The sequence below is a fragment of the Rhizobium sp. BG4 genome, assembly GCF_016864575.1.
Classification (GTDB): Bacteria; Pseudomonadota; Alphaproteobacteria; order Rhizobiales; family Rhizobiaceae; genus Rhizobium.
In genome coordinates this window covers 2,914,797-2,941,499 of sequence record NZ_CP044125.1, presented here as the reverse complement: position 1 = coordinate 2,941,499, position 26,703 = coordinate 2,914,797, and the positions used below count along the sequence as shown (strand labels likewise).

Below are 26,703 nucleotides of genomic sequence, written 5' to 3'. Positions count from 1 at the left end.
CTGAAAACCGATAAGCTCGAACAGAGTTTGTTCCCAAAACGCACATAGCTGAAGTGTGACATGGCAAGACGCCTTCCTTCCCTCAACGCGCTTCGCGCCTTCGAAGCCGCCGGCCGCCACGGGCGCATGACGCTTGCCGCCGACGAACTGAACGTCACCCACAGCGCCATCAGCCGCCACATCCAGCATCTCGAAGAGGTTCTCGGCGTCTCGCTCTTCGAGGGACCGAAGAACCGGCTGCGCCTGACCGAAGCGGGCCAGACGCTGCTGCCCGGCCTCGTTGCCGCCTTCGACCAGATCGACATGTCGGTCCGTTCGGTCGCCGATACCGTCGACGGCGCGCTGGATGTCTCCTGCCCCGGCACCTTCACCATGCGCTGGCTGATCCCCCGGCTCTACCGCTTCCAGGCCGAACATCCTGACATCGACGTGCGGCTGACCGCTTCGTCCCGCCCCGTCGATTTCTCCCGCGACGGCTTCGACGTGGCGATCCGCGTCGGCACTGCGCCCTGGCCCGACGGCGCCGACGTCATCCCGCTCTTTCCGGAGCAGACCGGCCCCGTCGTCGCCCCATCGCTCGCCTCCACTGTCAGCGGCCTCCCGTCCTGCACACCAAGACCAGGCTCCGCGCCTGGGGCGACTGGCTCACCCGCTCCGGCATCGCCATCGAGGGCGGGCCGCGCGTCGAATACGAGCATTTCTATTTCATGCTGGAAGCAGCCGGCGCCGGCCTCGGCGTCTGTGTCGCGCCCTGGCCCTATGTCACCGGCGATATCCGCGACAACAGGCTCGCCGCCCCCTTCGGCTTCATCGACAGCGGCCACGAATATGTGGCGCTCCGCCGCGCCAGGCGAAACCGCAAATCGGTGATCTTCTGCGAATGGCTGCGCGCCGAAGCCGAGGACTTTGTCTCCACACATCCGGCGCCGAGACGCGAGGTGTGAAATCTGAAATTGCAGCGGTAACCAACTGTTAAGCATAACAAACTGATAAGAACCGCACTCCGGTGCATGACGCATCTCCCTCCCCCACAATTCATTTCTACGGGTTTCGGATGTCGTCGATCATCACGAACAACGCGGCTATTGCTGCGCTCCAATCCCTGCGCTCTGTCAACGCCTCGCTTTCAGGAACGCAGCAGCACGTCTCCACCGGCCTTCGCATCGAAAAGGCTTCCGACAACGCCGCCTATTGGGCGATCGCGACGACGATGCGCTCCGACAGCAAGGCTCTGTCGGCGGTTCAGGACGCCCTCGGCCTCAGCGGTGCGGTTCTAGATACGACCTACACGGCGATCGCTTCGTCGATCGACCTGATGTCGGAAGTGAAGGCCAAGCTGGTTGCCGCCTATGAAGACGGCGTCGACAAGACGAAGATCAACGAAGACCTGACGCAGCTGAAGCAGCAGCTGCAGTCGACGTCCGATTCCGCCTCGTTCAACGGCCAGAACTGGCTCTCGTGGAACACCGGCGCCGACTCCGCCGACAAAAGCATCCCGGCCTATTTCATCCGCAACAGCGACGGCACGGTCAGGGTCGGAACGGTCTCCTACCCGATCAATACGCCGCCGCGCCGGACCTCTACCGACGTCCAGTATTTCGTCGATAACGGCGGCTCGGGCGAATACGGCATCCTCTCCACCGAAGCCTTCGCGGTCGAGGTCGGCTCGGCCAAGAATTACGTCATGCTGAAGGGCGCCACCGCCCCGGCAACGGCCGTCGATATCGCCATCGACAATTCGACGACGGATGACGAGCTCGACGACATGCTGGCGACCGTCGAAGGCATGACAGCACAGATGACGGCTGTGGCCTCGACGATCGGCTCGCTCAGCAAGGGCGTCGAGATGTCGATGGATTTCGCCCACGATCTCTCCGATTCCGTCGACAGCGGCGTCGGCCGGCTGGTCGATGCCGATATGGAAGACGAATCCTCGAAGCTGACGGCGCAGCAGACGCAGCAGCAGCTGGCGATCCAGTCGCTGTCGATCGCCAACAGCGCCCCACAGAACCTGCTGAGCCTGTTCAGGAACTGATCCGGCTCAGCCCTAGGCCTGCCCGCCGCCGAGCTTCTTGTCGGGGAACACCTGGTATTCGGAGCTCGACGAAGACGTCGATTACAAGCTTCCCTCCGGCCTGAAGCTGCACAAGATCGGCGAGGACAAGTCGATCGAGCAGATGCTTGTCGACGGCGAGATCGACGCCTTGCTGCATCCCGATCTGATCGCCCCGATCAAGAAGCGCGACCCGCGCGTCGGCCGCCTGTTCCCGGACTACAAGGCCGAGGAGATCGCCTATTACGAACGCACCGGCATCTTCCCGATCATGCATGTGATGGGCATCCGCCCTGAGATCGTCGAGCGCCATCCCTGGGTGCCGATCAACCTCTACATCGCCTTCGAGGAAGCCAAGCAGATCGCCATGAAGCGCATGGAAAACCCGCGCATCGTGCCGCTCGCCTGGTATCGCGAGGCCTGGGAAGAGCAGCAGGCGATCATGGGCGACGATCCCTGGGCCTACGGCCTCGAAGGGCAGAACGCCAAAACGCTGGAAACGGTGATCGGCTATGCCCACCAACAGGGCCTGATCGACCGCAAGGTCACGCCGTCGGAGCTCTTCCTCGACATCTCGCAGGGCCGCAAGCGCGGCGACAAGCACCGTGTGTAGCGCCTGCGACGGCAGCGGCGCCGCATTCGAACCGGCCTGGTCCGGCACCGGCATCCGGTGTGACAATTCCTCGGAGAACAAGACGATGCATGAAGACCTGAAGCAGCGGATGATCGAGGCCGGCCGCATTCTGGAAGCAGCCGGCCAGGGCGACTGGACGCGCGGCCATGTCTCGATCCGCGTTCCCGAGCAACCCGACCGCTTCTACATGAAGCCGTCGAAATTCGGCCTTGAGGAGATCACCCTCGACAACATCATCACCGTCGATCTCGACGGCGAGAAGGTGGACGGCGAGTTCGGCCGCCACAACGAGGCCTACATCCATTCCGAGGTGCTGCGCGCCCGGCCCGATCTGAACGCCGTCGTCCATACCCACGCGCCCTATGCCACCGCCTTCTCGGCGCTCGGCAAGCCGCTGCAGCCGGTCGGCCATCCGGGCTCGATCTTCGCCGAGGGCCTGCCGGTCTTCTCCGAAACCACGGAGCTGATCACCACCGCCGAGCGCGGCAAGGCCGTCGCCGCCTGCCTCGGCGAACATGGCGCCATGCTGTTGCAGAACCACGGCATCGTCACCGCCGCCCCTACTATCGAGCAGGCGATCTATCTGGCGCTGTCGCTCGAGAATGCCTGCATGATGCAGCTGTGGGTCGAGGCTGCCGGCGGCGCCAAGGCGCTCGGCAAGCCCGAGGATATCAAGGCCAAGCGCAAGCACATGTTCCGCGACGAGATGTTCAAGGCGACCTTCGCCTATCTCGTCCGCCGCCTGAAGCGCAGCTGAGCCGGCCATACACATACGACTTAGGAGGAGTCCGATGTATTATATCGATGCGTTCAACCATTTCTTCCCGAAGGCGCTCTGGGACCGTATCCAGAAGCTCGACGGCGCCGGCAAGGATATCGGCCGCCGCATGCAGGGCGTGCCCTGCATTTACGATCTCGAAACCCGCTTCCGCGTCATGGACGAGTTTCCTGACTACCGGCAGGTCATCTCGCTCGGCATGCCGCCGCTCGAAGCCATGGGCGGCCCGGAACTCGCGACCGAATTTGCCCGGATCGCCAATGACGGCCAGGCCGAGCTCGTCGAAAAATACCCGGAGCGCTTCGCCGGCTTCGTCGCCGCCCTGCCGATGAACGCCCCTGAGGCCGCCGTTCGCGAAGCCGAGCGCGCCTTTACCGAACTCGGCGCCAACGGCTTGCAGATCCACACCAACGTCAACGGCGCGCCGCTCGACGAGGAGCGCTTCTTCCCGATCTTCGAGGTCGCCGCCAAGCACAACAAGCCGGTGCTGCTGCATCCCTCGCGCAACGCCTCGATGACCGATTACGCCACCGAGGACAAATCGAAATACGAGATCTGGTGGACCTTCGGCTGGCCTTACGAGACCAGCGCCGCCATGGCCCGCCTGGTCTTCTCCGGCTTCATGGACCGCCTGCCGGACCTGAAGGTTCTCGCCCATCACATGGGCGCCATGGTGCCCTATTTCGAAGGACGCGTCGGCCCCGGCTGGGACCAGCTCGGCAAGCGCACGACGGACGAGGATCTGACGCTGGTGCTGAAGCGCCTGAAGAAGCGCCCGCTCGACTATTTCAAGGACTTCTACGCCGACACCGCCGTCTTCGGCTCGAAGGCCGCTACCATCTGCGGCCTGGAGTTCTACGGTAGCGACCGCATCCTCTTCGCCTCGGATTCGCCCTTCGACCCGGAAAAGGGTCCGGGCTATATCCGCGATACGCTGAAGATCCTGAATTCGCTCGATCTTCCCAAGGAAGACATGGAAAAGATCTGCTTCCGCAATGCCGAGGCCCTGTTCGGGCTGAAGGGCAGATAACCCGCGAGAAGTTGAACTGGTGCGCGGCCGCAATGCGTCCTATAACGGCCGCGCATCATTTACCGGTCAATGCCCTTGCCTCGTCTCACGCCGATCATTCTTGCCATCGCGCTCTTCATGGAGCGGATGGATTCGACGATCATCGCCACCAGCCTGCCGGCAATCGCCGCCGATATCGGCACATCGCCGATCGCGCTGAAGCTGGCCGTCACCAGCTATCTCGTGGCGCTTGCCGTCTTCATTCCGATCAGCGGCTGGATGTCGGATCGTTTCGGGGCGCTGAATATCTTTCGCATAGCCATCGGCGTCTTCATGATCGGCTCGATCGGTTGCGCGTTTTCCGGTTCGATCGGCGCCTTCGTCTTCTGGCGGCTGGTGCAGGGCGCCGGCGGCTCGATGATGACGCCGGTCAGCCGCCTGCTTCTGGTGCGCGGCACGCCGAAACATCAGCTGGTCGATGCGCTCGCCTGGCTCACCATTCCCGCACTGGTCGGCCCGATCCTCGGCCCACCGGTCGGCGGCTTCTTCACCACCTACCTCAGCTGGCACTGGATCTTCTGGATCAACGTGCCGATCGGCATTGCCGGCATCATCCTCGTCACCCGGCTGTTGCCGCCGGTCGAGCCGCGTGAACCGAAGCCGCTCGATTTCACCGGCTTCTTCCTCTCCGGCATCGGCTTCAGCGCCTTCGTCTTCGGCATCTCGGTCGTCAGCCTGCCGGCGCTGCCGATGTATTACGGCTATACGACGATCGCCATCGGCATCCTGATGGGCATCGCCTATCTCTGGCATGCCAAACGCACCGAGCATCCGCTGCTCGATCCGCGCATGTTCCGCTATCCGATCTTCCGCGCCTCGATCGTCGGCGCCTCGAATTTCCGCATGGGGCTCGGCGCCCTTCCCTTCCTGATGCCGCTGATGCTGCAGCTCGGCTTCGGCCTGACGCCGTTCCAGTCGGGCATGGTGACCTTCATCACAGCCGTGGGATCACTGAGCTCGAAATTCGGCGCGGCGCGCACCTTCGCGCTCTTCGGCTTCCGCCGCATCCTGATCGTCACCACCTTCATCTCCGCCGTGCTGCTCGGCATCAACGCCCTGTTCCATCCGGGAACGCCGATCTGGGTGATCATGGCCTGCCTGCTCGTCGGCGGCATTCTCCGCTCGATGGCCTTCTCCGGCATCAGCGCCATGTCCTTCGGCGATGTCGACGAGGCCGATACCGGCCAGGCGACGGCGATCAATGCGGTCGCCCAGCGCGTGTCGATGGCCATGGGCGTCGCCGTCGCCGGTGCCTCGCTCGATATCACCAGCAGCATGCATGGCGGCGGGTTGCTGCTGTCGGATTTCCACATCGCCTTCGCCGTCGTCGGCCTGGTCTCCGCCTCCAGCGTCATCACCTTCTGGCGCCTGCCCCCGCAGGCCGGTGACGATCTCGTCAGCCGCCGCACACGGCACGCCGACTGATCTCAGCGCCCCGCGGAGCGCCCGAACTCGCGCGGTGAACAGCCATTGTGACGGCGGAAGGCGGTGCTGAAGGCGCTCGCCGAGTCATAGCCGATATCACCGGCCAGCCGGTCGAGGCTGATATCGCCGCGGCTCAGCGCATCGCGGGCAAGCGCCATGCGCCACTGCGCCAGGTAGTCGATCGGCGTCGCACCGAGAGCTTCGGCAAAGCGGGCGGCAAAGGCCGATCGCGACATGCCCGCAAGCTTCGCCAGCCCCTCGACCGTCCAGCGCTCCCGCACATCCGCATGCATCGCCCGCAAGGCGCGGGCAAGCGAGGGATCGCGCATCGAGCGCAACATGCCTGACGGCATCGTCTCGCCGTTCATCCCGCCCCAGCGCAGCGCCTCCACCAGCATCACCTCCAGCAGCCGCTCGACCACCGGCTCCCGCCCCGGCCGGTCCTCGACGCTCTCTTCGATGATCAGGGCGACGATCCGCTTCAGCCGGTCCGCCTCGCCCTCATTGGCGCGGATGTGGATGATCCCCGGCAGCAGGGCGAGCAGCAGCGCCGCATTGACCGGCTCGATCCGGAAGCCGCCGCCGAGCATTCGAAAATCCGGTTCGCCCTCAGCCTCGCCATGCCGCACCGGCTGATCCGTGGGCTCGCGCGGGATCCGCTCGGCCCTGGGATCGCTGAACAGCGCAAAGGCCGGCGTCGATGGAATGAGAATGAAATCGCCCGCCGAAAGCCTGACCGGCTCGCTATCCTCGAACTGCAGAAAGCAGCAGCCTTCCAGCACAATGGCAAATCCCGGCGCGTCATAGGCGTTGTAGCGCGCGCCCCAGGCGCCACACCCGGTGATCGGCTTGGAGACGGCGGCATGCGGACGAAGCAGGCCGATGAGGTCGCTGAAGGGATCCATATTGGACTATCAATAACGTTTCATGGATTTCTGATTATAGATCGTCCGCGCTGCTTGTCTATGCTCCCCACCAGCGAAAGGAGCTACACATGCCCAGGACAATCATGATCACCGGATCTTCGACCGGATACGGAAAAGCCGCCGCGGAATTCTTCCTCGACAAGGGATGGAACGTGCTGGCCACGATGCGGCGGCCGGAGAGCGCCACCTTCCAGGACACGACGGGGCGGCTGAAGCTTCTGCCGCTGGATATCACCGACGCCGCAAGCATCCGCGCCGCGATCGCCTCCGGCATCGAAGCCTTCGGGACGATCGATGTCTTCGTCAACAATGCCGGGATCGGCCTCGCATCGGCCTTCGAGGCGACGCCCGACAGCATGACGCGCGAAATCTTCGAGACCAACAGCTTCGGCGTCTTCGCCGCCTGCCAGGCGATCATCCCGGTGATGCGCAGACAGGGCGGCGGCGTTATCATCAACGTCACCTCCAGCGCCGGCATCGGCGCCATGCCGATGGTCGCCGTCTACTGCGCCAGCAAATGGGCGGTCGAAGGTTTCACGGAATCGCTCGCCTACGAGCTCGAACCCTTCGGCATTAAGGCGCGACTCGTCGAGCCCGGCTACGCCCCGACCACGAGCTTCACCGCCAATAGCGGCGACCGCATGAATGGCCTGATCCCTGAAGACTATGCCGCCTATGCGCAGGCCTATTTCGGGAAGATGGCGAATTACCCGACGCGCTATTGCACCGAGAAGGAAGTGGCCGAAGCGATCTTCGCCGCCGCGACCGATGATGGCGGCCAGCTGCGCTATCCCGCCGGTCCCGACACAAAGATGGTCACCGCTCTGCGCTGGACGACGTCTGACGACCATTACACCGAGACGATGCGCAAGACCTTCAGCCCGCAGGGCGGGGAGTAAGGAAAGCACGGCCGCCGCGCGTCATCGGCGCGGCGGCCGTGAGCATCAGGCGATGATGCCCTGGAGATTGTCGAGGATGGCATTCCAGCCGCCGCGGTGGCCGTCGCGGGCTTCCTCGCTGCGGAACTTCACCTGCTTCAGCGTGATATCCGTCGTGTTGGCATCGACCTCGGCGAGATCGATGGTGACGACGCTGTCGTCGAGCGAGTAAGGCGACTCCCAAGTGAAGGCGAGCCGCGCATGCGGATCGATCTCCAGATAGGTGCCGCGAGATCAAGCTTCTGGAGCAGCGGCTCGGCGTGCGCCTGATCGAACGCGCCGGACGCCGCGCCCAGCCTTCGCCGGCCGGCGCCGAGCTCCTCCCGCATGCCCGCCGCATCATCGGCGAATGCGCCGCGACGCTGGAGGCGATGGCGCCTTATAAGGACGGGGCTGCCGGGCGCGTCAGGATCGGCAGCGGCGGCACCGCCTCGATCCACCTGTTGCCGCGTGCCATCGCCGCCGCCAAGAAGCGGATGTCCGGCCTGGAGATCACCGTGAAGATCGGCAATACCGACGAGATCCTGCGCGACATCGAGGCCAACGCGCTCGATCTCGCCGTCGTCACCCTCCCCGCTTCCGGCCGCTCGCTGGAAGTCGAGCCCTTCTACGAGGATGAGCTTCTTGCGGTCGCGCCGCGCGGCAGCAACATGCCCGAAGGCGGCCCGGATGCGGCTTTCCTGCAGCAGAAGGTGATGATGCTTTATGACGGCGGCAACACCCGCGAGACGACGGATGGCTGGTTTGCCGCTGCGGGGCTGAAAGCGGAACCGGTGATGGAATTCGGCAGCGTCGAGGCGATCAAGGAACTGGTGGCAGCCGGCCTCGGCTGGTCGATCCTGCCGTCGCTGGCGCTGCGCCGCGACCGCGCCGGCTATCTCGCGACATCGCCGGTCAAGCCGCGCCTCGTACGCCAGCTCGGCATCGTCATGCGCCGCGACAAGCATCTGACCCGCGGCCTGCGCGAAGTCGTCAAATGCCTGCGCGAGTTCAAGGCCTGAGGGCCTATTTCTCCGCTTTCGAGAGAACCAGCGGCACAACGGCGGCCAGGATCGCTGCAACCGGTGCGTTACGCAGCATGCGGCCGAACACGAAGGTTCCGGCCATCGCCCCGGCAAGCTTCAGCCACGGATAATCGCCGAGCTGGTCGTGAGCGCTGCGATCGGCCCATTCCAGATTGGCACGCACCACGGTGCCCGCCTGCTCCTTGATGACGGCCAGCCGGGCACGCAGGACCTCGAGCTCGTATTGCAGGTTCTGCAGGTCGGCTTCCAGCGCCTCCTCGTCGGGATTGTCGCGGATGAAATCGTCGGCCATAGCCTCGGCTTCCATCTCGGCCATATGCGCCTGCAGGTCTTCCTCGCTCGCCTGAGCCCCCGGCCGTGATCTGTCTGCCATATGCGCCTCCTGTCTTTCCGGCCGTCACGCACGGCCGCTCAAGCTCGAAACTCGTGGCAGCGCCGAAAGTTTCGCCCTTTCTCCCGAAGACGGTGAATTCCGTCGGAATTACCCCGCATGCGGGGCCGCGGCCGCCGTTTTGCTGAAGCTTGCGCGCCGTTTCTAATCCTAATTGGCAGGTTGCTATGGCAAACCCCCGCTGCCGTTATAGGAACATGAGGTTTGTTCTTGTCTATATCGCCGCGTGTGTGGCTGTCAGTCTTGTAACGGGGATCGTCATCTATCCGATCTTCGAACCGGCGTCGGAACCGGCCGAAAAGCCGTCGATCCGCATTGCCCGGCTGGAGGAGCCGAAGAGCACGCAGAAGACCTCCCGCCTTCGCGCTCCCTGCACGGCACCGACGGAATGCGATGCCAATGCCGCCTCCGCCAATCTCGCCGATATGCTCGCCACCCGCTTCGCACCGGCCGGCTCCAATGCCGAAACGCCGCTGCAGACGCTGCGCCCGCAGCCGCCGCTGGCCCAACATGAGGAGAATGCGCTCTAGTGCCGCCGGAGGGCCTCGGCACGCCGTCAATCCTCTGTTAACCATAATTAGGCATCGTCGATATAACCACGGAGAGGGCCGTTGATACGTCAGACGATAATCGCGCGAGTTGCAGCATGCCTCGCCATGTCAGTTGCACTTGCCGGCTGCGTAAGCGGCCCGGATCATGTACCGCCGGAAATGCCTTTGCCTGCGAAGTTTGGCGAAGGCGGGGTCAAGAGCAATGGTGATGTTGCGACCGCCCAGTGGTGGACGGCCTACCGCGATCAGCAGCTGAACTCGCTGGTCTCCCAGGGCATCGGCCAGAACCTCGACGTGCTGCAGGCCCTCGAACGCATCAATTCGGCTGAAGCCCAGGTCACCGTTGCCGGTGCAGGCGCCCTGCCGAGCCTCGTCGTCGGTGCATCCCAGACCGTCAGCGGCCAGATGGGCAACCTGCGCAACACGCGCGGCGCCACCAACACCACGGCCGGTGAAGCCAATGTCTCCTGGCTGCTCGACCTGTTCGGCGAATATCGCCGCTCCAAGGAAAGCGCGCTGGCATCGCTGGATTCGGCTTACGCCACCGCCGATGTCGCCAAGCTCACCTTCCTCCAGGATCTGGTCAACAGCTACATCGACGCCCGCTACTATCAGGAGCGCATCGAACTCTCCAAGGGCGATCTGAAGTCTCGCCGCGAGACCTTCGATCTCACCAAGTTCCAGCTGGAAGCCGGTGCCGCCTCGCGCCTCGACGTCGTCCAGGCCGAAGGTCTGGTCCAGGCGACCCAGGCCGAAATCCCCGGCCTCGAAACCAGCTTCCGCGTTTCTGCGCACCACATCGCCACCCTGCTCGGCCTGCCGGCATCGTCGCTGATGGCCGAATTGCAGAAGGGCTCGCGCCAGCCGGTGTTCCGCGGCGGTCTGCAGGCCGGTATTCCGGCTGACCTGATCCGCAACCGTCCCGACATCCGCAAGGCCGAACGCGATCTCGCTGCCGCCACCGCCAACATCGGCGTTGCAGAAGCACAGCTCTATCCGTCGATCTCGCTGTCGGGCTCGATCTCGCCCTCCTACGTCCGCCCGGTTGGCGGCAATGGCGGCCTGACCACCTGGTCCTTCGGCCCGACGCTGAACCTGCCGATCTTCGACGGCGGCCGTCTGCGCGCCAATGTCGACATCACCAAGTCGGATGCCAAGGCTGCCTATCTCGCCTGGAAGTCGGCTGTTCTGAGCGCCGTCGAGCAGGTCGAGAATGCGCTCTCGGCCGTTCGCCGCGATGCCCAGACGGTGGAAGCCCTGCGCGCCCAGGTCAAGACGACCCAGGAATCGCTGGAACTGTCGACCGCCAGCTACAAGGACGGCGCATCCTCGCTGCTCGACGTTCTCGACTCGCAGCGCAACGTCTCGACCGCCCAGGCAAGCCTGGCTGCTGCCGTCCAGCAGATGGCCAAGGACTATGTCTCGCTCAACGTCGCCATCGGCGGTGGCTATGCGCCCGCAGGGGCCAAACCCTCCTCCGAAGCCAAGGCCGATACGGTCGCCGCCACCAAGGGCAGCTAAACCCTCCGAACCACCGCTCGCAGCGCCGATTCATCGGCCGCTGTGGCGGTTTTGCCTTAGCCCAAAGGGATTAATTGATTTCGCTCGCTGATATGGCATCCTGCTGATGGGATCGGGGACAGTAGCGAGTAGAACCAATTCCAAATGCGGCAGCTAATACTCGCGGACTACATCCCGCGACCTGGCTCCTTGCGGAAGGGCTCGCTTCGGAACACGGAGCGAGCCCGGTTTCGTTGCCACGCAAGGAGAGTGGCTGGCGCGGCCCCTGCCCGCGCCGCCTCCAAGGCTGAACCAGCCCCTCCCCATCCCGATAAGCCGAAATGATCATCACTGGTCTCATCACGCACGCCCTCATGTGCGCGCGAGCTACCGCATGCGGCCAAAAGGACTAACTGCACCTACCGCCTCCAGGGGATTTTACTCGCCACCGTTTCGTCTGATCATCCCTGACACTATGCCCGGCGGCCGTCCGCCAGGCCATGCGAACCGTGAGGCCGTAACATGACGATAGGCGCAAAGGGGCGCGGAACCTTGTCCGCGAGGGTTGTGGGCGCCACCCTGCTACTGTGTTCCGCAGCAATACCGGCCGCAGCGCTCGCCGGTGCTGCCTACCAGGTCCGCCCGGAAACCCACCTCAAGGTCAGCGTCGTCGAATGGGTCGCGGCCACCGGCGACTACAAGGAATGGACGGCGCTGAACGGCGAATTCACCGTCACGCCGGCCGGCACCATCTTCATCCCGATGATCGGCCAGATGAATGTCGAGGACAAGACGGTCGACGAAATCTCGCAGCTGATCGGCACCAACCTGAAGCGCATCACCGGCCTTGCCACCGCGCCGACCGCCTCGGTCGAAGTGGTCAAATATCCGATGATCTATGTCAGCGGCTCAGTGGAGCGCGCCGGCGAATTCGAGTTCCGCCCGGGCCTCACCGTCAAGCAGGCAATGGCGCTCGCCGGCGGCAAGGAGCGCCGCAGCAGCCCGCAGGGCGAATATTCCGACGCCGAGCAGATCCGCTATGCCGGCGATCTCGGCCGCCTGGAGCTACAGCTGAAGCAGCAGATGGCCAAGCGCGCCCGCCTGATGGCCGAATTCTCCGGCAAGGACGCGATCGAATTCCCGCCGGAGATCGCCGCAGCCAGCCAGGATCCGATCATCGGCCAGATCATCCAGAGCGAGACGGCGCTGTTTACCGCCCGCGCCGATGCGCTAAACCGGGCGCTGCAATCGGCAAGCGAGCTCGAAACGCTGCTGACCAGCGAAATCTCGGTCCTCGACGAGAAGATGGCGACGCAGGACCGCCAGGTCACCATCGCCCAGGACGAACTGACCGACATTTCCAAGCTCGTCGACACCAAGATCCTGACGACCTCGCGCAAGACCTCGCTGGAGCGCACGGTCGCCGAAATGCAGGGCAGCAAGCTCGACCTCGTCGTCGCCTCGATGCAGGCCAAGCAGAAGCTCAGCGAAACCAAGCGCGATGCCGAAACCCTGAAGAGCCAGCGCACCACCGAAGCCGGCCAGGAGCTGCAGGCAACCGAAGCCGATATCGAAGACACCAAGCTGAAACGCACCACGACGCTGCAGCTGCTGCAGATCGCCGGTGCATCCGTCTCCCGCTACCAGAGCCTGAAAGCCGTCGACCTGCAGCCGCTGGAATTCTGGCTGACACGCAGCGCGGCCGACATTCCGACGACGAGCGAAGTCGCCGAAACCGAAGAACTCCAGCCCGGCGACGTTCTGGACGTTCGCTACAACGTGTCATCCAGCCTCCAGGGGACGGTCGTTTCCGCCCTCGAGCCTGAACAAAAACAAACGCCTTAGGGAGCTCAGCGAGGATAGACATGGTCATTCAAGAGATCGGCAAAATCGTTCCCGGCAACCATCATGGTTTCGATGAGGCGCAGCGCGAATATATTTCCTTCCGCGATATCTGGCGGTTCCTGAAACGCCATGCCTCACGCCTGGCGATCTGTACCGCGATCGGCGTTGTCGCCGGCGGCCTCTATATCTTCAGCACCGAGCCGATGTTCTCGGCAACGACCCGCCTCGTCATGGACCCGGAACAGGGCCGCATCGCCTCGCAGGACGCCTTCAGCGGCACGATCATCATCGAAGCCGCCGAAATCGCCAGCCAGGTGGAAATCGTCAAGTCGGAATCGATCGCCCGCGACGTCATCGCCAAGCTGAAGCTCGACCACGACCCTGAAATCATCGGCGGCACCTCCTGGCGCGGCGCGATCACGCAGGGCATCAAGGAGATCATCCACGGCTTCCGCAAGCCCGAGGCCGCAACGGAATCAGCCACCGAGACGCCCGAGGAAGCGCTGATGCGCCGGACCATGGCGTCCTTCCTGTCGCGCGTCACCGTCACCCGCGTCGGCCAGTCCTACATTCTCGAAATCGGCTACAGCTCGACCGACCCTGAAAAGGCCGCCCGCGTCGCCAATGCCATCGCCGATGCCTATATCCGCTCCGGTCTCGCCGAGCGTGCCGCCGCCGCACAGAGCGGCGCCAAGTGGCTGGAAAGCCGCCTGATCGAGGTCGGCCGCAAGGCCCGCGAGACCGCCATGCAGGCCGAAGAATTCCGCGCCAAGAACGGCATCATGGAAATCAACGCCACCTCCTCGCTCGACCAGCAGCAGCTCTCCGAAATCAGCACTCAGGAACTCGCCGCCCGCACCCAGACGGCGGCCGAGGCCGCCAAATACGACGCCATCTCCCGCCTGAAGAGCGGCGAGGCGCCGGATACGACGGTGCAGGAAGCGGTCAACAATCCGCGCATCCAGAAGCTCCAGGAAGACCTGAGCATCTCGGTGTCGAAGCTCAACAACCTGATGAGCCGCTACGACGCCGGCAATCCCGCCGTCGTCGCCGCGCAGGATGAGGTCGCCGGTCTGAAGAAGGCGATCGACGACGAATATTCGCGCATACAGTCGCTCTATGCGACCAATCTCGAGGTCGCCAAGGGCCGCGAGCAGCTGTTGAAGAACCAGCTCGATACGCTGACCGCCGCCGGCACCGACAAGAACCTCGCCCGCGTCGAACTGACCGAAATGGAAAGCCAGGCGACCACCTACCGCCGGATTTATGAAACCATCCTGCAGCAGGTGACCGGCGCCATCCAGCGCCAGTCCTTCCCGATCGGCAACGCCCGTATCGTCACGGCCGCAACAGCGCCGCTTTCGAAGAACTGGCCGAAGCCGAGCCTGATCATTCCGCTGACCGGCATGCTCGGCCTCGCCGGCGGCCTCGGCATGGCGCTGTTCAGCGATGGCTACCGCCGGCGCCTGAATGTCGTCGGCCGCCTGCGCAACGAGCTCGGCATCAATTCGCTTGGCACCATCCCGCTGATCTCCCGCGAGGGCGACCTTGCCGCTGCGGTCTCGCCTGTTGCGATCGACGTCGCCTATCGCCGCGTCCTCGATGCGCCCTACTCGCGCTTCACCGAGGCGTTGCGCAGCATTCGCGGATCGATCGACGCCGCCTTCCGTTCCAACAACTCGACGGTCATCGGCATCACCTCGATCGCCCCGAACACCGGCAAGACGACGCTCGCCGTCAATCTGGCGCAGGTCTACAAGCATGAAGGCAGCAACGTCGTTCTCGTCGATGCCGATTTCATCAGCGCCCGGCTGAGCGCGATCGCCGCCGATAGCGGCCAGTCTTTCGGGCTCAAGGTGCTCGGCCCCGACTACGCCGCGCCGCGCAAGGGCAATCGCCCCAATACCGAGGCCGAACCGGTAACGGATGGCGAAGGCGCGCTGTCGACCGTCATCGTCCCCGATATCCTGCGCACCGCCGGTCCGCACCAGCGCTTCGGCCACCTGATGGCGCTGCGCCAGGAAATCGAGGCGCTGCGCCGCAAGTTCAAGATCGTCATCGTCGACATGTCACCCTTCGAGGGTTCCGCCGATACACGCCAGATCTGCAGCTTCATGGACGGCGTCCTGCTGGTGCTCGGCAACGGCAATCCGATGACCGCCGAGCGCATCCAGAATGCGCTGGCAGAATTCGCCACCAGCCGCATCAACCTGCTCGGCATCGTGACGACACAGCTCGGACCGGAAAAGACCAAGCCGGTCACCGGCCGCCACCGCTTGCTGAAGCCGGCACCGCCATCGGCGCCGAGCCGCACCGTATCGTCGGTGCCGGCGATCATCAGCCGCGCCACGACTTCGCCGCTGAAGATGACGATCGGCATCGCCAGCTCCGGCCGCCGCGACATCCTCTCGGCGATCCTGCCGCAGATCTCCAAGCAGACGCGCCAGCCCGATGAAGTCATTGTCTGCGTCACCTCGACCAGCGATATCGATCAGGTGTCGCTCGCCTCGCTTGCCTGCCCCGTCCGGATCATCATCTCCGAGCGCGGCCTCTGCCGCCAGCGCAACGAGATCGTCGCCAATGCCGACGATGCCGACGTCATCCTCTTCCTCGACGACGATTTCATCATGGTGCCGAATTATGTCGAGCGGCTGGAATCGATCTTCCAGACCAACCCCGATGTCGCCATGTGCACCGGCAAGGTCCTGGCAGACGGCATCATCGGCCCCGGAATCTCGGTGCATGACGGCCTGAAGCTCGTCAGCGATCGCGCCCGCCAGGCGTCAAACCTGCCGATGACCATCAGCCCGATCTACAATGCCTATGGCTGCAACATGGCGATCCGCATGTCGGCCGTCAGCGCCGGCCAGATCCGCTTCGACGAGAACCTGCCGGCTTATGGCTGGCTTGAGGATGTCGATTTCAGCCGCCGCATCGCCGAATATGGCGGCGTCGTCTCGGCCGATTGCCTCGAGGGCGTGCATCTCGGCGTCAAGGTCGCCCGTACCGCCGGTATGAAACTCGGCTACTCGCAGATCGCCAATCCGATCTACCTGATGCGCAAGCAGACGATGGGCACCCGCTACGGCGCCGTCCAGATCGGCCGCAATCTCGCCGCCAACGTCGCCAAGTGCCTACGTCCGGAACCCTGGGTCGACCGCCGCGGCCGCCTGAAGGGCAACATGATCGCGCTCTTCGACCTGGTGCGCGGCAGGCTCACCCCGCGGCGTATCGAGAGTATGGATTGACCGGATGCGACACCACCAGCCCGATCGCGTCGTCATCATCAACGATCGTTCAGAGCGGGTTGGCGGCGCATCCAACCTCGCCGTTCTCTCCGCCGAGCTGATCCGCGAACGCGGCATTCCGGTGATCTATTTCGCCGGCGACACCATTGGCGCCGCCATCGGCACCGCCGAGATGGTCGGCGTCGGCGGCCAGCCGCTGGTCAACCAGGGCAAGCTGACGGCAACGATCGGCGGCCTCTACAATCAGGCCGCCTATGACAGCCTGCGCACCGTCATCGCCCGCACGGATTCGCCCGGCACCATCTATCATGTCCATGGCTGGTCGAAGATCCTGTCGCCGTCGATCTTCCGGGCGCTGTGGCGCGTCCGGTCCCGCGTCGTCCTGCATGCGCACGACTATTTCCTCTCCTGCCCGAATGGCGGCTATGCCAATTACCAGAGCCACCGGGTCTGCAATCTGACGCCGATGTCGGCGCGCTGCCTGACGACGCAATGCGACAAGCGCGGCTATCACGAAAAGGTCTGGCGCTCGACGCGCCATCTGATCCGCGAGCACTTCTTCCCGACGCGCTATACGCCCGCCAATATCGTCATCGTGCACCAGCACATGCATGAATATTTCACCCGCGCCGGCATCAATGCGGAATATATCCGCACCATCCGCAATCCGGTGGAGCCCTTCCTGCATGCGCCGCCGAGCCCGGCCGCCAACAAGCCGTTCTTCTTCATCGGAAGACTGGAACCCGAAAAGGGTTTCGAGGATGCCGCCAAGGCGGCGCGGCTTGCCAATGTTCCGCTGCATGTCATCGGCGACGGCGCCGGGCGCGCCGTTCTCGAGCGCGATTATCCCGAAGTCGTCCTGCATGGCTGGAAGAACAAGGACGAGATCGCCGCACTCGTCACCGCGGCGCGCTGCATCGTCATCTCCTCGCGCGTGCCGGAGCCTTTCGGCCTCGCAGCCGTCGAAGCGGTCGCGAGCGGCATTCCGGTGATCATTCCGCAGGCGGCACTGCTTGCCCGCGAGATCGCCGAGCTCGGCTGCGGCCTGCCCTTCGAGAACGGCAATATAGCGGCGCTAGCCGCCGCCATGACCAGGCTTGCCGGCGACGACGCCATGGTTCGCGCAATGAGCGAGAATTGCCTGCGCCAGCGCGGCAGCATGGCGCATACCTCGCTCTCCTGGGCGGAAGCGCTTTTCGAGCTCTACGACGAAATCCTCGAACGCGCCCACCCCGGTCAACAAGCTGCACTTGCTGGGTAATTCGGCCCGGCAAGGCAACGATTGGACGCTCCGGCTTACCTCTATCTGACTAGCCGACTACCCTCTGGATGAATTGTAAATGGCTGGATGCGCTGGCAACCTCACGATGGGTTCAAGGGTAAATGGGGTTTGACATGTTATCTGCTTTCGACGGCTTTGCCCGCGGCGATCAGGCCACGCCGGAGACCCGCGTCGTTGCTGCCGGCTACCGGCTGAAGCGCACGCTCGACATCCTGCTTGCCGGTGGCGGCTTGCTGTTTCTCGCGCCGGCCCTGATCCTGATCGTCATCGCATTGCTCATCGTCGACGGCCGCCCGATTTCCTTCAGCCATACCCGCGTCGGCCGCTATGGCCGCCCATTCCGCTGCCTGAAATTTCGCTCCATGCGCACCGATGCCGCCGAACGGCTGGCCGAAATCCTGGCGACCGATCCGGTGCGCCGCGCCGAGTGGCAGGAAACCCAGAAGCTGATGAACGACCCGCGTGTCCACTGGCTCGGCAAGCTTCTGCGCATGACCAGCGCCGACGAGCTGCCGCAGCTGATCAACGTGCTGCGCGGCGAGATGAGCCTTGTCGGCCCGCGCCCGATCATCGCCGAGGAAATCGAGCGCTACGGCGCCAATGCGCATGTCTACCTGTCGATGACACCGGGGCTTACCGGCATGTGGCAGGTCAACCGCCGTCAGGACACGTCATACGAGGAACGCGTCCAGTACGATCTCGACTACTATCGCACCTGTTCCTTCACCACGGATATCGGCATTCTCTGGAAGACGGTGGGTGTCGTGTTTTTCGCTCAGAACGAGAAAGAGCGGCTCACCAAATGAAAATGGCGGCGAGAACGACCCAGAAGGCGAGGCAGAAAAGCGCCAAGCCCCAACGGAGTTTGTATTTCAGGAACGACGGCCGGGTATCCGGCGCCTGCTGCCCGGAAGCGGCATTTTCGGACAGATCACCGAAGCTGGCTGCGTTCTGCGCATATGCAGAATTTCGTGCCGCCTTTGACTCTGTGACCATGACATTGTCTCCCTACCGTCTCGGCAGCCGACTCAGTACAAGCTCTCCGTCCTGCCGGAAATCGCATACCGCGCCAGCCTTGTCCAACGATTGTTTCCGCGTTGGCAGCCGCCGTAGCATGTCATCCAAGCTTTCCCTAATAACACCGCAGCCGCCTCCTGGTTCAATTTCTGCCGGGGTTTGCTGAGATGATTGGGGAGGAAGACAGCAACAAACGGCCGGAAAAGCCCGGAAAATCAAAGCGGATCAAGATGCCCGCCTTTGTTGGTGCCGGTCTGTGGACGCTGACGGCAAAGATCGTCTCGCAGGTCGCACAGCTGCTCGCCTTCCTGATCGCCGCCCGCGTTCTGGAATCGGCGCAATTCGGCTTCTATGCCTATAGTTCGGCCATCGCCATCCTTCTCGTGCTCTGTGCCGAGGGCGGCTGGGGCGAATATGTGATGAAGTCGCATTGCACCGGCGACGAGCTCGACCAGATCGGCACGATTGCCGTCATCTCCGGCCTACTCTGCACGGGCGTCGGTTTCGCGTTGTCGATCATCCTGCATTATTGGGGCGATCCCTGGCTCGGTGTGCTGATCGCGCTCTATAGCTGCTGGTTCCTGCCTTCCTCGCTCTCGGTCGTCTATGACGGGCTGCTCGTCAATCGCGGCCAGCTGAAGCAGCAGTCGATCATCCGCATCATCGCCGAATGTCTCGGCCTCGCCGTCACCATCGCCGGCCTGCATGTCGGCTTCCATGTCGCCTCGCTGATCGTCGGCCGCCTGGTGATGCAGACCGCCTGCCTGATCGGATCGCAGATCGTCGTGCGCTGGTATCCGCGCGTCCACCTGACCCGCGCCTTCCTGTTGGAAATTCTCGAGTTCTCGCGCCACATCCTGTCGAACCGCATCATCTTCTATCTGCGCTCCTATTCCGGAACGCTGGCGCTCGGCAGCTTCCTCGGCCTTGCGGAAGCAGGTTACTACCGCGCCGCCGAGCGCATCGTCGGCGCCATATCGGAGCTTCTCGGCGAACCGGCGCGTATGCTCGCCTGGACCGCCTTCCGCAAGATCCGCAACCAGCAGAACGACGCACTGCGCTTCGAGGAGCTCGGCCGGACCGCCACGCATTTCATGACGGCGCTGATGATCGTCTCGGCCCCCGTGTACATCGGCCTGGCGCTGGTCTCGCCCGCGCTCGTCGATATCGCGCTCGGCGATGCCTGGGCGCCGACGGCAGCCCTCGTCTCGATCCTCGCGATCAAGCAGGTTCTGCTGATCCCGGGCTATGTCACCGAGCCGCTGCTGTCGATCACCGGAAACATTGCCCGCATGCCGCGGCTGATGCTGCTGAACGGCGTCGTCGCCATCGGCCTGATCGTCGCCGCAGCGCCCTTCGGCGTCGAGGCCGCCGCCTTCGGCCAGTGCGTCGCGGCTCTCATCAGCCTGAAGATTTCCACGCATCTGCAGGGCCGCTACGGCGGCCTCGACTGGAAGCGCGTGTTCAGCGATTGCGGCTACGTATTCGTCGCGATCCTTGCGATGTCGGCCATCGTCTATGCCTTCGGCTATATCGGCGAAGCCACGGCGATGACCCGCATCGAGATGATCGCTTTTCAGGTGCTCTCGGGCGCCGTCACATACTTTGCAGCACTGGGGGTGATGCATCGTATCCATGGCGGCGTCGTTCCGATCTGGGAGGTGAAAGACCATCCGAAAAGCTAATGCCCATTCATCAACACCGGGGGAAAGCCGATGACGACTGTAACGCTGAAAGGCCGCACATCGACTTTGCGTGACGCAAGGCGGCGTGCTGAGAAATTCGTGGTACCACTGCAGGCCCTGAGCGGGCGCCTGCGCTATTTTCTTCCCATCCCGCGCCGCTTCACCGGCGCCTATTCAAGCTATCAGGAAGCGCTTGCCGCAGCCAAAAACGGCGCCCTTGCGGGCTACGATCACGATGAGATCGCGCCCGTAGCCTTCGAGCAGATGTGCCGCCTCGCCGCCTGGGATTATCCCGTCCTCTTCTGGATGCGCGACCTCGTGCGCGAGACCGGCAGTCTCGTCGATGCCGGCGGCCACATGGGCACCAAATATCGCGCCTTCCGCTCGCATCTGCCGCTCGGCGAGGATTTCCGCTGGGTGGTCTACGACCTGCCGGCCATCGTCCGCGCCGGCCAGAAGCTCGCCGACAAGGACCAGCTGACCCGGCTCTCCTTCGTCGACAGGATGGCCGATGCCGGACCGACGCCGCTCTTCCTCGGCTCGGGCCTGATGCAGTATCTCGACGTGCCGCTCGGCAAGCTGATCGGCGAGATGCCGGAAGCGCCGAAGCATATCCTTCTGAACAAGGTCGCCCTGCGCAAGGGACCGACCGTCGTGACGCTGGAACAGATCGGCCGCGCCAGGGTGCCCTACCAGATCCGCAACGAAGCCGAATTCCTGCAGCACGTCACCGGCCTCGGATACGAGCTCGTCGACCGCTGGGCGATCCCCTCGCTCTCGACACGGATCGACACCCATCCCGAACTCGGCAGGACCGAAAGCGCCGGCTTCTACTTCCGCAAGATTTGACTGAGTAAGTGGTGAGAACTGAGCCCGCCATCGCAAGATGGCGGGTGCTTTTTTAGCTCACCTGCCGCGAGGGCTGCGAGCCCGGCAGCGGACGCCGCTCTTCGGCGAGACGCTCCTGCAGGTGGTCGGCAAGCCGCATCGACAGCGCCACCAGCATCAGCGTCGGGTTCGCATGCCCGGCTGTCGGGAAGACCGAGCTTCCGGCCACATAGAGCCCCTCGACCCCATGAACCATCGAATTGCCATCGACGACGCTGGTCGCGGGATCGCTGCCCATGCGCGTCGTGCAGGAGGGGTGCGCCATGTCCATGAAGGCAGCAGCCGACGTGTCGCCGGCGGCGATCCAGTCAGCCAGTTCAGGTTCCGGGAGCCCGAGGCGGCGGAACTCGGCCGATATCGTCTGCGCCAGCCTGGCGATGCTTTCGATCTCGGTCTCGCCGATCTTCCAGTTGACGCGGGCGATCGGCTTGCCGAAGCGGTCGAGTTTCTCCGACAGCGTCACCCGGCTCTCCGGATCCAACTGCTGCTCGGCCATCACGTCGAAGCGCAGCTCCGCCGAGCGATGCGGCAGGCCACGCAGCTTGACGAGGCGCTGATAGGCGCCGGAGGTCAGCATGCCCGGTGAACCGAGCACCGTCATGAGATCGCTGATCGCGCGCTTGCCCCCTCCCTTCGCCAGACGCTTCAGCGCCGCCCAGGGATCGTCGGCCGCATGGATCTGCACCGGATAGGCGGCGCAATTGGTCAGCCCCTCGCGCGCCTGGATCATCGGGCTGAGCGACAGGCCGCGCAGATAGAAATGCGGCGCACCCTCATGCTTCAACCCGTAGAAATTGAAGTGCCGGGCGACGGCATCGATATCGCTGCTCTTGCCGAATCGCATCAGCGTGGTGCGCGGATGATCGGCGAGATAGCGCCCGACCGTACCGCGCGCATTGCCGAGACCGGCTGAGGACATCGAGTTGGAGGCGAGCAGCAGCCGGGCATTCTCGACACCGCCGCAGCAGAGCACCACCATCTTCGTCCTGACCGTCGCCATATTGCCCTCGGGGCTGGCAACCGAGAGCGAATGATGTCCGCGCTGCTCGGCGCGGATCTCCGTCACATTGGCATTGGTGAGGAATTTCGTCCCTGATAGCGCCAGGCTGCGCGCCACATTGGCAAAACGCATCGGCTCGCCGCGCTTCTGCCGCTCGTGGCTGAACTGCCAGAAGAAATAGCGCAGCGTCCGGTCGTCGAAATTGAGCTTCTCGGGCGCGGTCCTGAGCAGCGCATGCAGCCCGGCGTCATAGACGTTCGGGCCGAGATTGAGGAGTTCGGCGGCACGGTCGAGATGCGGCATCAGCTCACTGCGCTCGAACGGCCAGCCGGAGAGCCTGAGCCAGGGCCTGAGCGCGAAATCCATCTCGTCGAAAGCCGCGCATTTGCCGACCCATGTATGGGTGCTGCCGCCGAGCATGCGGTTGCGCAGCTCGAAGGCCGGGATGTCGTTCAGCCAGGAAAGGCTGCCATTATAGCCGCGTCCCTCAGGTGCACGCCGCTCGCCGGAGGGCTCGCCGGTATTCTCGACCGCGTTCAGAACCTGCGGTCCCGGCTCGTAGGAAGGGCCGCCGCTGTCGAGCACGAGGACGTCGGCCTTGCGTGACAGTTCGCGCGCGATGGTCAGCCCTGCCGGCCCGGCGCCGATGATTGCGACATCCGCCTGCAGCAGCGTGTGGACAGGCATGGATCTGAGGTCGAGAATGCTCAAAGCCTTTTCCCCTTCAATATCTTGCCTTCCTTGATAGCAAGACTGCAAACGCGGCTAAATCGTCCAATGAGGTCCAGCCGATTAGATCGCCTACCGACTTCGGATAGTCCGCCACCCCACACCGCCCTCACCTAAGCCGGAAGGATATGCTGAACGGCCCGACGCTCCGTTTTAAGGTTCGACGTCGCGCGGCAGGAGCGCCGCGGATTGGGAGCGCAGGAGACTTGACCAATGGCCCGTGTCGGAGTTCGTGAATGGCTGGCGCTTGCGCCGGTAATGCTGTCCGGAAAGCTTGCCCGCTACAGCGATGACACCGGAGGGCCTCTGAAGCGCTTCGAAACGGATTTCTGCGAGAAATTCGGCGTCGCCCATGCGCTGACCATGTGCAACGGCACGGCAGCGCTGATCTCGGCCGTCGCCGCCGCCGGCATCGGCCCGGGCGACGAAGTGCTGGTTCCCGCCTATACCTGGATCGCCACGGCAGCCGCACCGCTCGCCGCCGGCGCCGTTCCCGTGCTCGTCGATATCGACCACACGCTGACGATGGATCCGGCCGATATCCTGCGCAAGATCACCCCGCGCACCAAGGCGATCATCCCGGTGCACATGTCGAACATGGTCTGCGACATGGACGCCATCATGCGCATCGCAAAGGAGCACAACCTCATTGTCATCGAGGACGCCTGCCAGGCCGTCGGCCTGACCTACAAGGGCAAGCGCACCGGCTCGTTCGGCCATGCCTCGGCCTATAGTTTCAACCAGTTCAAGAACATCAACATCGGCGAAGGCGGGGCGCTGGCGACCGGCGACCACACGCTCTTTGCCCGCGCCCGCATGTTCCACGATATCGGCGCGCTCTTCCGCGGCCACCTCGAATTCATCAAGGAACCGCCGATCCTCGGCGTCAACTTCAAGGCCAACCAGATCCAGGGCGCAATGCTGAACGTCCAGCTGAGCAAGCTCGACCCGATGATCGCCAAGATGCGCCGCCGCTACGACGTGATGGCCGAGATCCTCTCGCATAGCGACGTGATGCGCGTCGGCCCGCATAATGACATCGCCGCCGCCGCCGGCCTGCATGTGATCTTCGACACCGAGGACGATGCCAAGCGCTTCGCCGCCGAGCACAAGCGCGGCGTCTACCGCCTCTACGATTCCAGCCGCCACGTCTTCACCAACTGGCAGCCGGTCCTGCAGAAGCGCACCGCCCACCCGGCCATGAACCCTTATAACTGGGCCGACAAGGCCGTCGATTACGGCGGCGATACCTGCACCCAGTCGCTCGATATCCTCAGACGCACCTGCCGCATCAGCCTCGGCGAAAACTATCCGCTGATGCTGATGGCGCATCTTGCCAAGCGCATGGTGCAGCAGCGCCCGGCCGGCGGACAGCTCGCCTATGCGACCTGACGCGGGCGGCAGCGACGGTATCATCGACCTCTGGCTGTTCGATATCGAGCCGCCGCTGCATCAGCTGCGAAGCCTTGAAACCCATCTCGGCGAAGACGAGTGGGCGCGAGCCGCCAGCTTCGTCTTCGATGCCGACCGCAACCGCTACATCGCCGGCCGCGGCCGCCTGCGGGAAATCCTCGCAAACTATCTTGACGTCGCCCCGGGCCATGTCCGCTTCACCTATAACGGCTACGGCAAGCCGTCGCTCGACGATGCCCATACCACGGACCTTCAGTTCAACCTCAGTCACAGCGCCGGCCTAGCGCTGCTGGCGGTTTCGGACCGCTATACGATCGGAGCGGATATCGAACAGGTGGCGCCGCTGAAGGAAGATGTCGCCAGCTATTTCTTCTCGGATGCCGAACGCCGCGACCTCTCGGTCCTCCCGCAAGCCGAATATCTCGACGGCTTCTTCCGCTGCTGGACGCGCAAGGAGGCTTTCGTCAAGGCGCACGGCGAAGGGCTCTCTTTGCCGCTGCAATCCTTCGACGTCTCGATCGGAACGGAACCCGCCCCTCTCCTCAAGCGGCTGGAATGCGATCCCTCAGGTCCGGAAAACTGGAAGCTCTTCAACCTGACACCTGCGCCAGGTTTCGCCGCCGCGCTAGCGGTTTTCACCCACGGCGGCTCGCCGGAGCTGCGCTGGCGTAGTCTCGATGAGACTTACGCCGTCAGCCTCGCGTCGAGAATGTAACGCCCACCGGCCTCATCGAAATGATGGCAGCCATGCAGCCCGGTCTTGAAATCGGGTGTGATGACGCGCACGCAGCGCTCGCGATAGGCCTCCGGGCTCAGCTCGTCGATCTCCATGATGTTGAGACCATAGCCGTAGATGCCGTTGGTATTGCGCTGCGAGGGCCGGTAGAGATGACCGTCGCGCTCGAACATCCGTCCGCCATTGCGCGCCGCGACACTGCCGAGCACGACGGGATTGTGCCGGTGCGGCTTCAGCCCCTTCAGATCCGGGCCGTCGACCTCGTAGATATAGAGCTCGCTGCAGTGATCCTCGTAGGCGTGATAGTCGGAGAGATTGCTGAACAGCCACCACTTGCCGCCATGCCGGACGAGCATGTTGTCTGCCGCGGATCGTCCTTCCAGCGCCGTCGAGTAAAGCTCCCATTTCAGCGGAAACTCGACGCAGCGCCAGATTTCGACACGCTTGGTCGCATGCGTCTCCGGCATCATGAAGATGTCGTCGCCATCCCGGAAGACATAGGGATAGGAGAGATGATGCTCGCAATTCAGCGCGATACCAACAGGCACCAGCCGGTCGTCCTCGAAGCGGCCGACGGAGATATGTGCCTTGTGCCCTCCGGTCGAATAGGACTCGTAGAACAGGTAGCAATTGCCCTCGTGCTCGAAGAGGAAGGGATCGGCCTTGATGTCGTCCTTGGTCGGCGGCACCTCGATCGATTGCGACGGATCGAAGTCGTCGATCTTGCCGTGACCGGTATAGAGCGTCCAGACGGCAGCGCGCAGATGCATGCGCCGCCCGGCGGCCGCAGCGGCACGCTCGAAGAGATGCAGGCCGAGTGCCGTGCCATAGCGCATGACGGTGGAGAGCTTCGGCGGCGGCGCCGGATTGCGCAGGCGGCCGGGCACTGTCGCAAGCTCGCCCGCCGCCGCCTTGCGCAGCTCGCGCAGCAGCAGCGTCACCGCCCGCTCCTTGATGAAGGCGGTGTTGCGGGCGGCTGAAATCTTGATGTTGAAGCTGCAGGCGGCGATCGTCACCTTGCCGGCGGCACCTCGATCTGCCGAAAGCACCAGCTCGGTCGCCGGCGCCTTGGTCAGCAGATCGCGGTAGCCGAACCAGCTGCCATCGGCCGAGCACTCGTCCAGGAAATTGAACGACCAGACACCGAGCGGCAGAAGGTTCGCCAACGATGCCGGCAGGCTGGCGGGCGTCATCCGCACGATCAGGTCGAGGCCAAGCTCCGCCGCCAGCCTGGCGACATAATTGCCCCGCGCCGCCTCGTCGGCCATCGCGTGCATCACGTCGAAGCGCTGGTCCTGCGCCTGGAAGGTGCCTGGCAGGTATTTCGGCTGGCGGGCAAGCAGGCGGTTCTCGATCTGCCATTGCAGCCGGAACAGCCTGGAGGCCCGCGCCTCGCCCTCCGGACGGTCATGGACGATGACCGTTTCCAGCACGAAGCGCTTGTCGGCCTTGATCCGGTCGAGGATGGCCAGCTGCCAGTTTTCCAGCGCATCCTTGGTTCCGGCCAGAACGCCGATCCTCAGCGGTCTGTCTTGTTCCATGTCGTCGCTCCGTATCACCGGGTTGCGGT

Annotated in this window: 23 protein-coding genes and 2 pseudogenes; 19 read left to right on the top strand and 6 right to left on the bottom strand. The window is 64.0% G+C overall.

The genetic code is table 11. The annotated features are described in order from the left end of the window. Nucleotides 1-60: 60 nt before the first annotated feature. The 7 genes and pseudogenes from F2982_RS32035 to F2982_RS14695 all read left to right on the top strand — a co-directional run. Nucleotides 61-522: pseudogene (locus F2982_RS32035) on the top strand (LysR family transcriptional regulator); the annotation flags it as partial. Continuing rightward, nucleotides 510-944: a LysR substrate-binding domain-containing protein gene (locus F2982_RS32170; RefSeq protein WP_348652518.1), complete on the top strand. Its 435-nt coding sequence runs from the start codon at nt 510-512 to the stop codon at nt 942-944. The pseudogene F2982_RS32035 and the gene F2982_RS32170, both read left to right, overlap by 13 nt. Nucleotides 945-1,054: 110 nt before the next feature. Then, nucleotides 1,055-2,035 (top strand): flagellin, encoded by a 981-nt coding sequence (locus F2982_RS14715; protein WP_203428249.1) that lies wholly within the window; start codon nt 1,055-1,057, stop codon nt 2,033-2,035. Between the two features lie 37 nt (nt 2,036-2,072). Then, nucleotides 2,073-2,666, top strand: coding sequence for a hypothetical protein (locus tag F2982_RS14710; RefSeq protein ID WP_203428248.1), 594 nt, complete (start codon nt 2,073-2,075; stop codon nt 2,664-2,666). An 85-nt stretch (nt 2,667-2,751) separates the two neighbouring features. Further along, nucleotides 2,752-3,444 (top strand): class II aldolase/adducin family protein, encoded by a 693-nt coding sequence (locus tag F2982_RS14705; RefSeq protein ID WP_203428247.1) that lies wholly within the window; start codon nt 2,752-2,754, stop codon nt 3,442-3,444. A 34-nt stretch (nt 3,445-3,478) separates the two neighbouring features. After that, on the top strand, nt 3,479-4,495 hold the full coding sequence (locus F2982_RS14700; protein ID WP_203428246.1) for an amidohydrolase family protein: 1,017 nt from the start codon (nt 3,479-3,481) through the stop codon (nt 4,493-4,495). A 93-nt stretch (nt 4,496-4,588) separates the two neighbouring features. Beyond that, a complete protein-coding gene (locus tag F2982_RS14695) occupies nt 4,589-5,959 on the top strand; it encodes an MFS transporter (RefSeq protein ID WP_203430078.1) in 1,371 nt (456 codons plus the stop codon). A 2-nt stretch (nt 5,960-5,961) separates the two neighbouring features. Here F2982_RS14695 and F2982_RS14690 read toward each other — a convergent pair whose 3' ends face one another. After that, a complete protein-coding gene (locus F2982_RS14690) occupies nt 5,962-6,864 on the bottom strand; it encodes an AraC family transcriptional regulator (RefSeq protein ID WP_203428245.1) in 903 nt (300 codons plus the stop codon). Nucleotides 6,865-6,953: 89 nt separating this feature from the next. Here F2982_RS14690 and F2982_RS14685 point away from each other — a divergent pair, with 89 nt between their 5' ends. Beyond that, a complete protein-coding gene (locus F2982_RS14685) occupies nt 6,954-7,784 on the top strand; it encodes an SDR family oxidoreductase (RefSeq protein ID WP_203428244.1) in 831 nt (276 codons plus the stop codon). Between the two features lie 45 nt (nt 7,785-7,829). On the opposite strand, the gene F2982_RS14680 is transcribed toward F2982_RS14685, so the two are convergent. Further along, nucleotides 7,830-8,036 carry an SRPBCC domain-containing protein gene (locus tag F2982_RS14680; protein ID WP_246777559.1) on the bottom strand — a complete coding sequence of 69 codons (207 nt, stop codon included), beginning with the start codon at nt 8,034-8,036 and terminating at the stop codon, nt 7,830-7,832. Nucleotides 8,037-8,053: 17 nt separating this feature from the next. On the opposite strand from F2982_RS14680, the pseudogene F2982_RS14675 reads away from it, so the two are divergent. Further along, nucleotides 8,054-8,824: pseudogene (locus F2982_RS14675) on the top strand (LysR family transcriptional regulator); the annotation flags it as partial. 4 nt (nt 8,825-8,828) lie between these two features. On the opposite strand, the gene F2982_RS14670 reads toward F2982_RS14675, so the two are convergent. Then, nucleotides 8,829-9,221 (bottom strand): hypothetical protein, encoded by a 393-nt coding sequence (locus tag F2982_RS14670; protein ID WP_130277671.1) that lies wholly within the window; start codon nt 9,219-9,221, stop codon nt 8,829-8,831. Nucleotides 9,222-9,436: 215 nt separating this feature from the next. Between F2982_RS14670 and F2982_RS14665 the strand changes: the two genes are divergently transcribed. From F2982_RS14665 to F2982_RS14635, 6 genes are all read left to right on the top strand, one after another. After that, a complete protein-coding gene (locus F2982_RS14665; protein ID WP_203428243.1) occupies nt 9,437-9,769 on the top strand; it encodes a hypothetical protein in 333 nt (110 codons plus the stop codon). A 126-nt stretch (nt 9,770-9,895) separates the two neighbouring features. Next, nucleotides 9,896-11,311 carry an efflux transporter outer membrane subunit gene (locus tag F2982_RS14660; RefSeq protein WP_203428242.1) on the top strand — a complete coding sequence of 472 codons (1,416 nt, stop codon included), beginning with the start codon at nt 9,896-9,898 and terminating at the stop codon, nt 11,309-11,311. A gap of 531 nt (nt 11,312-11,842) precedes the next feature. Beyond that, nucleotides 11,843-13,135 (top strand): polysaccharide biosynthesis/export family protein, encoded by a 1,293-nt coding sequence (locus F2982_RS14655; RefSeq protein ID WP_246777452.1) that lies wholly within the window; start codon nt 11,843-11,845, stop codon nt 13,133-13,135. A 20-nt stretch (nt 13,136-13,155) separates the two neighbouring features. Beyond that, the gene (locus F2982_RS14650; protein ID WP_246777451.1) at nt 13,156-16,383 is read left to right on the top strand and encodes a glycosyltransferase; all 3,228 of its coding nucleotides are present in this window, start codon (nt 13,156-13,158) and stop codon (nt 16,381-16,383) included. 4 nt (nt 16,384-16,387) lie between these two features. Further along, entirely contained in the window at nt 16,388-17,644 is a 1,257-nt protein-coding gene (locus F2982_RS14640; RefSeq protein WP_203428240.1) for a glycosyltransferase family 4 protein, read from the top strand. Nucleotides 17,645-17,778: 134 nt separating this feature from the next. Next, nucleotides 17,779-18,471 carry a sugar transferase gene (locus tag F2982_RS14635; protein WP_112711348.1) on the top strand — a complete coding sequence of 231 codons (693 nt, stop codon included), beginning with the start codon at nt 17,779-17,781 and terminating at the stop codon, nt 18,469-18,471. Here F2982_RS14635 and F2982_RS14630 read toward each other — a convergent pair. Then, the gene (locus F2982_RS14630) at nt 18,461-18,661 is read right to left on the bottom strand and encodes a hypothetical protein (protein ID WP_203428239.1); all 201 of its coding nucleotides are present in this window, start codon (nt 18,659-18,661) and stop codon (nt 18,461-18,463) included. The two genes, F2982_RS14635 and F2982_RS14630, sit on opposite strands and share 11 nt — an antisense overlap. 251 nt (nt 18,662-18,912) lie before the next feature. Here F2982_RS14630 and F2982_RS14625 point away from each other — a divergent pair, with 251 nt between their 5' ends. Together F2982_RS14625 and F2982_RS14620 are read left to right on the top strand one after the other, a co-directional pair. Further along, on the top strand, nt 18,913-20,367 hold the full coding sequence (locus tag F2982_RS14625) for an oligosaccharide flippase family protein (RefSeq protein ID WP_203428238.1): 1,455 nt from the start codon (nt 18,913-18,915) through the stop codon (nt 20,365-20,367). A gap of 99 nt (nt 20,368-20,466) precedes the next feature. After that, nucleotides 20,467-21,216: a methyltransferase, TIGR04325 family gene (locus F2982_RS14620; protein ID WP_246777450.1), complete on the top strand. Its 750-nt coding sequence runs from the start codon at nt 20,467-20,469 to the stop codon at nt 21,214-21,216. A gap of 52 nt (nt 21,217-21,268) precedes the next feature. Here F2982_RS14620 and F2982_RS14615 read toward each other — a convergent pair whose 3' ends face one another. Continuing rightward, nucleotides 21,269-22,966, bottom strand: a complete 1,698-nt coding sequence (locus F2982_RS14615; RefSeq protein WP_203428237.1) for a GMC family oxidoreductase — start codon at nt 22,964-22,966, stop codon at nt 21,269-21,271. Nucleotides 22,967-23,197: 231 nt separating this feature from the next. Between F2982_RS14615 and F2982_RS14610 the strand changes: the two genes are divergently transcribed. Further along, entirely contained in the window at nt 23,198-24,376 is a 1,179-nt protein-coding gene (locus tag F2982_RS14610; RefSeq protein WP_203428236.1) for an aminotransferase class I/II-fold pyridoxal phosphate-dependent enzyme, read from the top strand. Then, a complete protein-coding gene (locus F2982_RS14605) occupies nt 24,366-25,112 on the top strand; it encodes a 4'-phosphopantetheinyl transferase superfamily protein (protein ID WP_203428235.1) in 747 nt (248 codons plus the stop codon). Before F2982_RS14610 ends, F2982_RS14605 begins: the two co-directional genes overlap by 11 nt. Here F2982_RS14605 and F2982_RS14600 read toward each other — a convergent pair. Further along, complete coding sequence (locus F2982_RS14600; RefSeq protein ID WP_203428234.1) at nt 25,082-26,674, bottom strand: hypothetical protein; 1,593 nt, start codon at nt 26,672-26,674, stop codon at nt 25,082-25,084. The two genes, F2982_RS14605 and F2982_RS14600, sit on opposite strands and share 31 nt — an antisense overlap. Nucleotides 26,675-26,703: the final 29 nt, after the last annotated feature.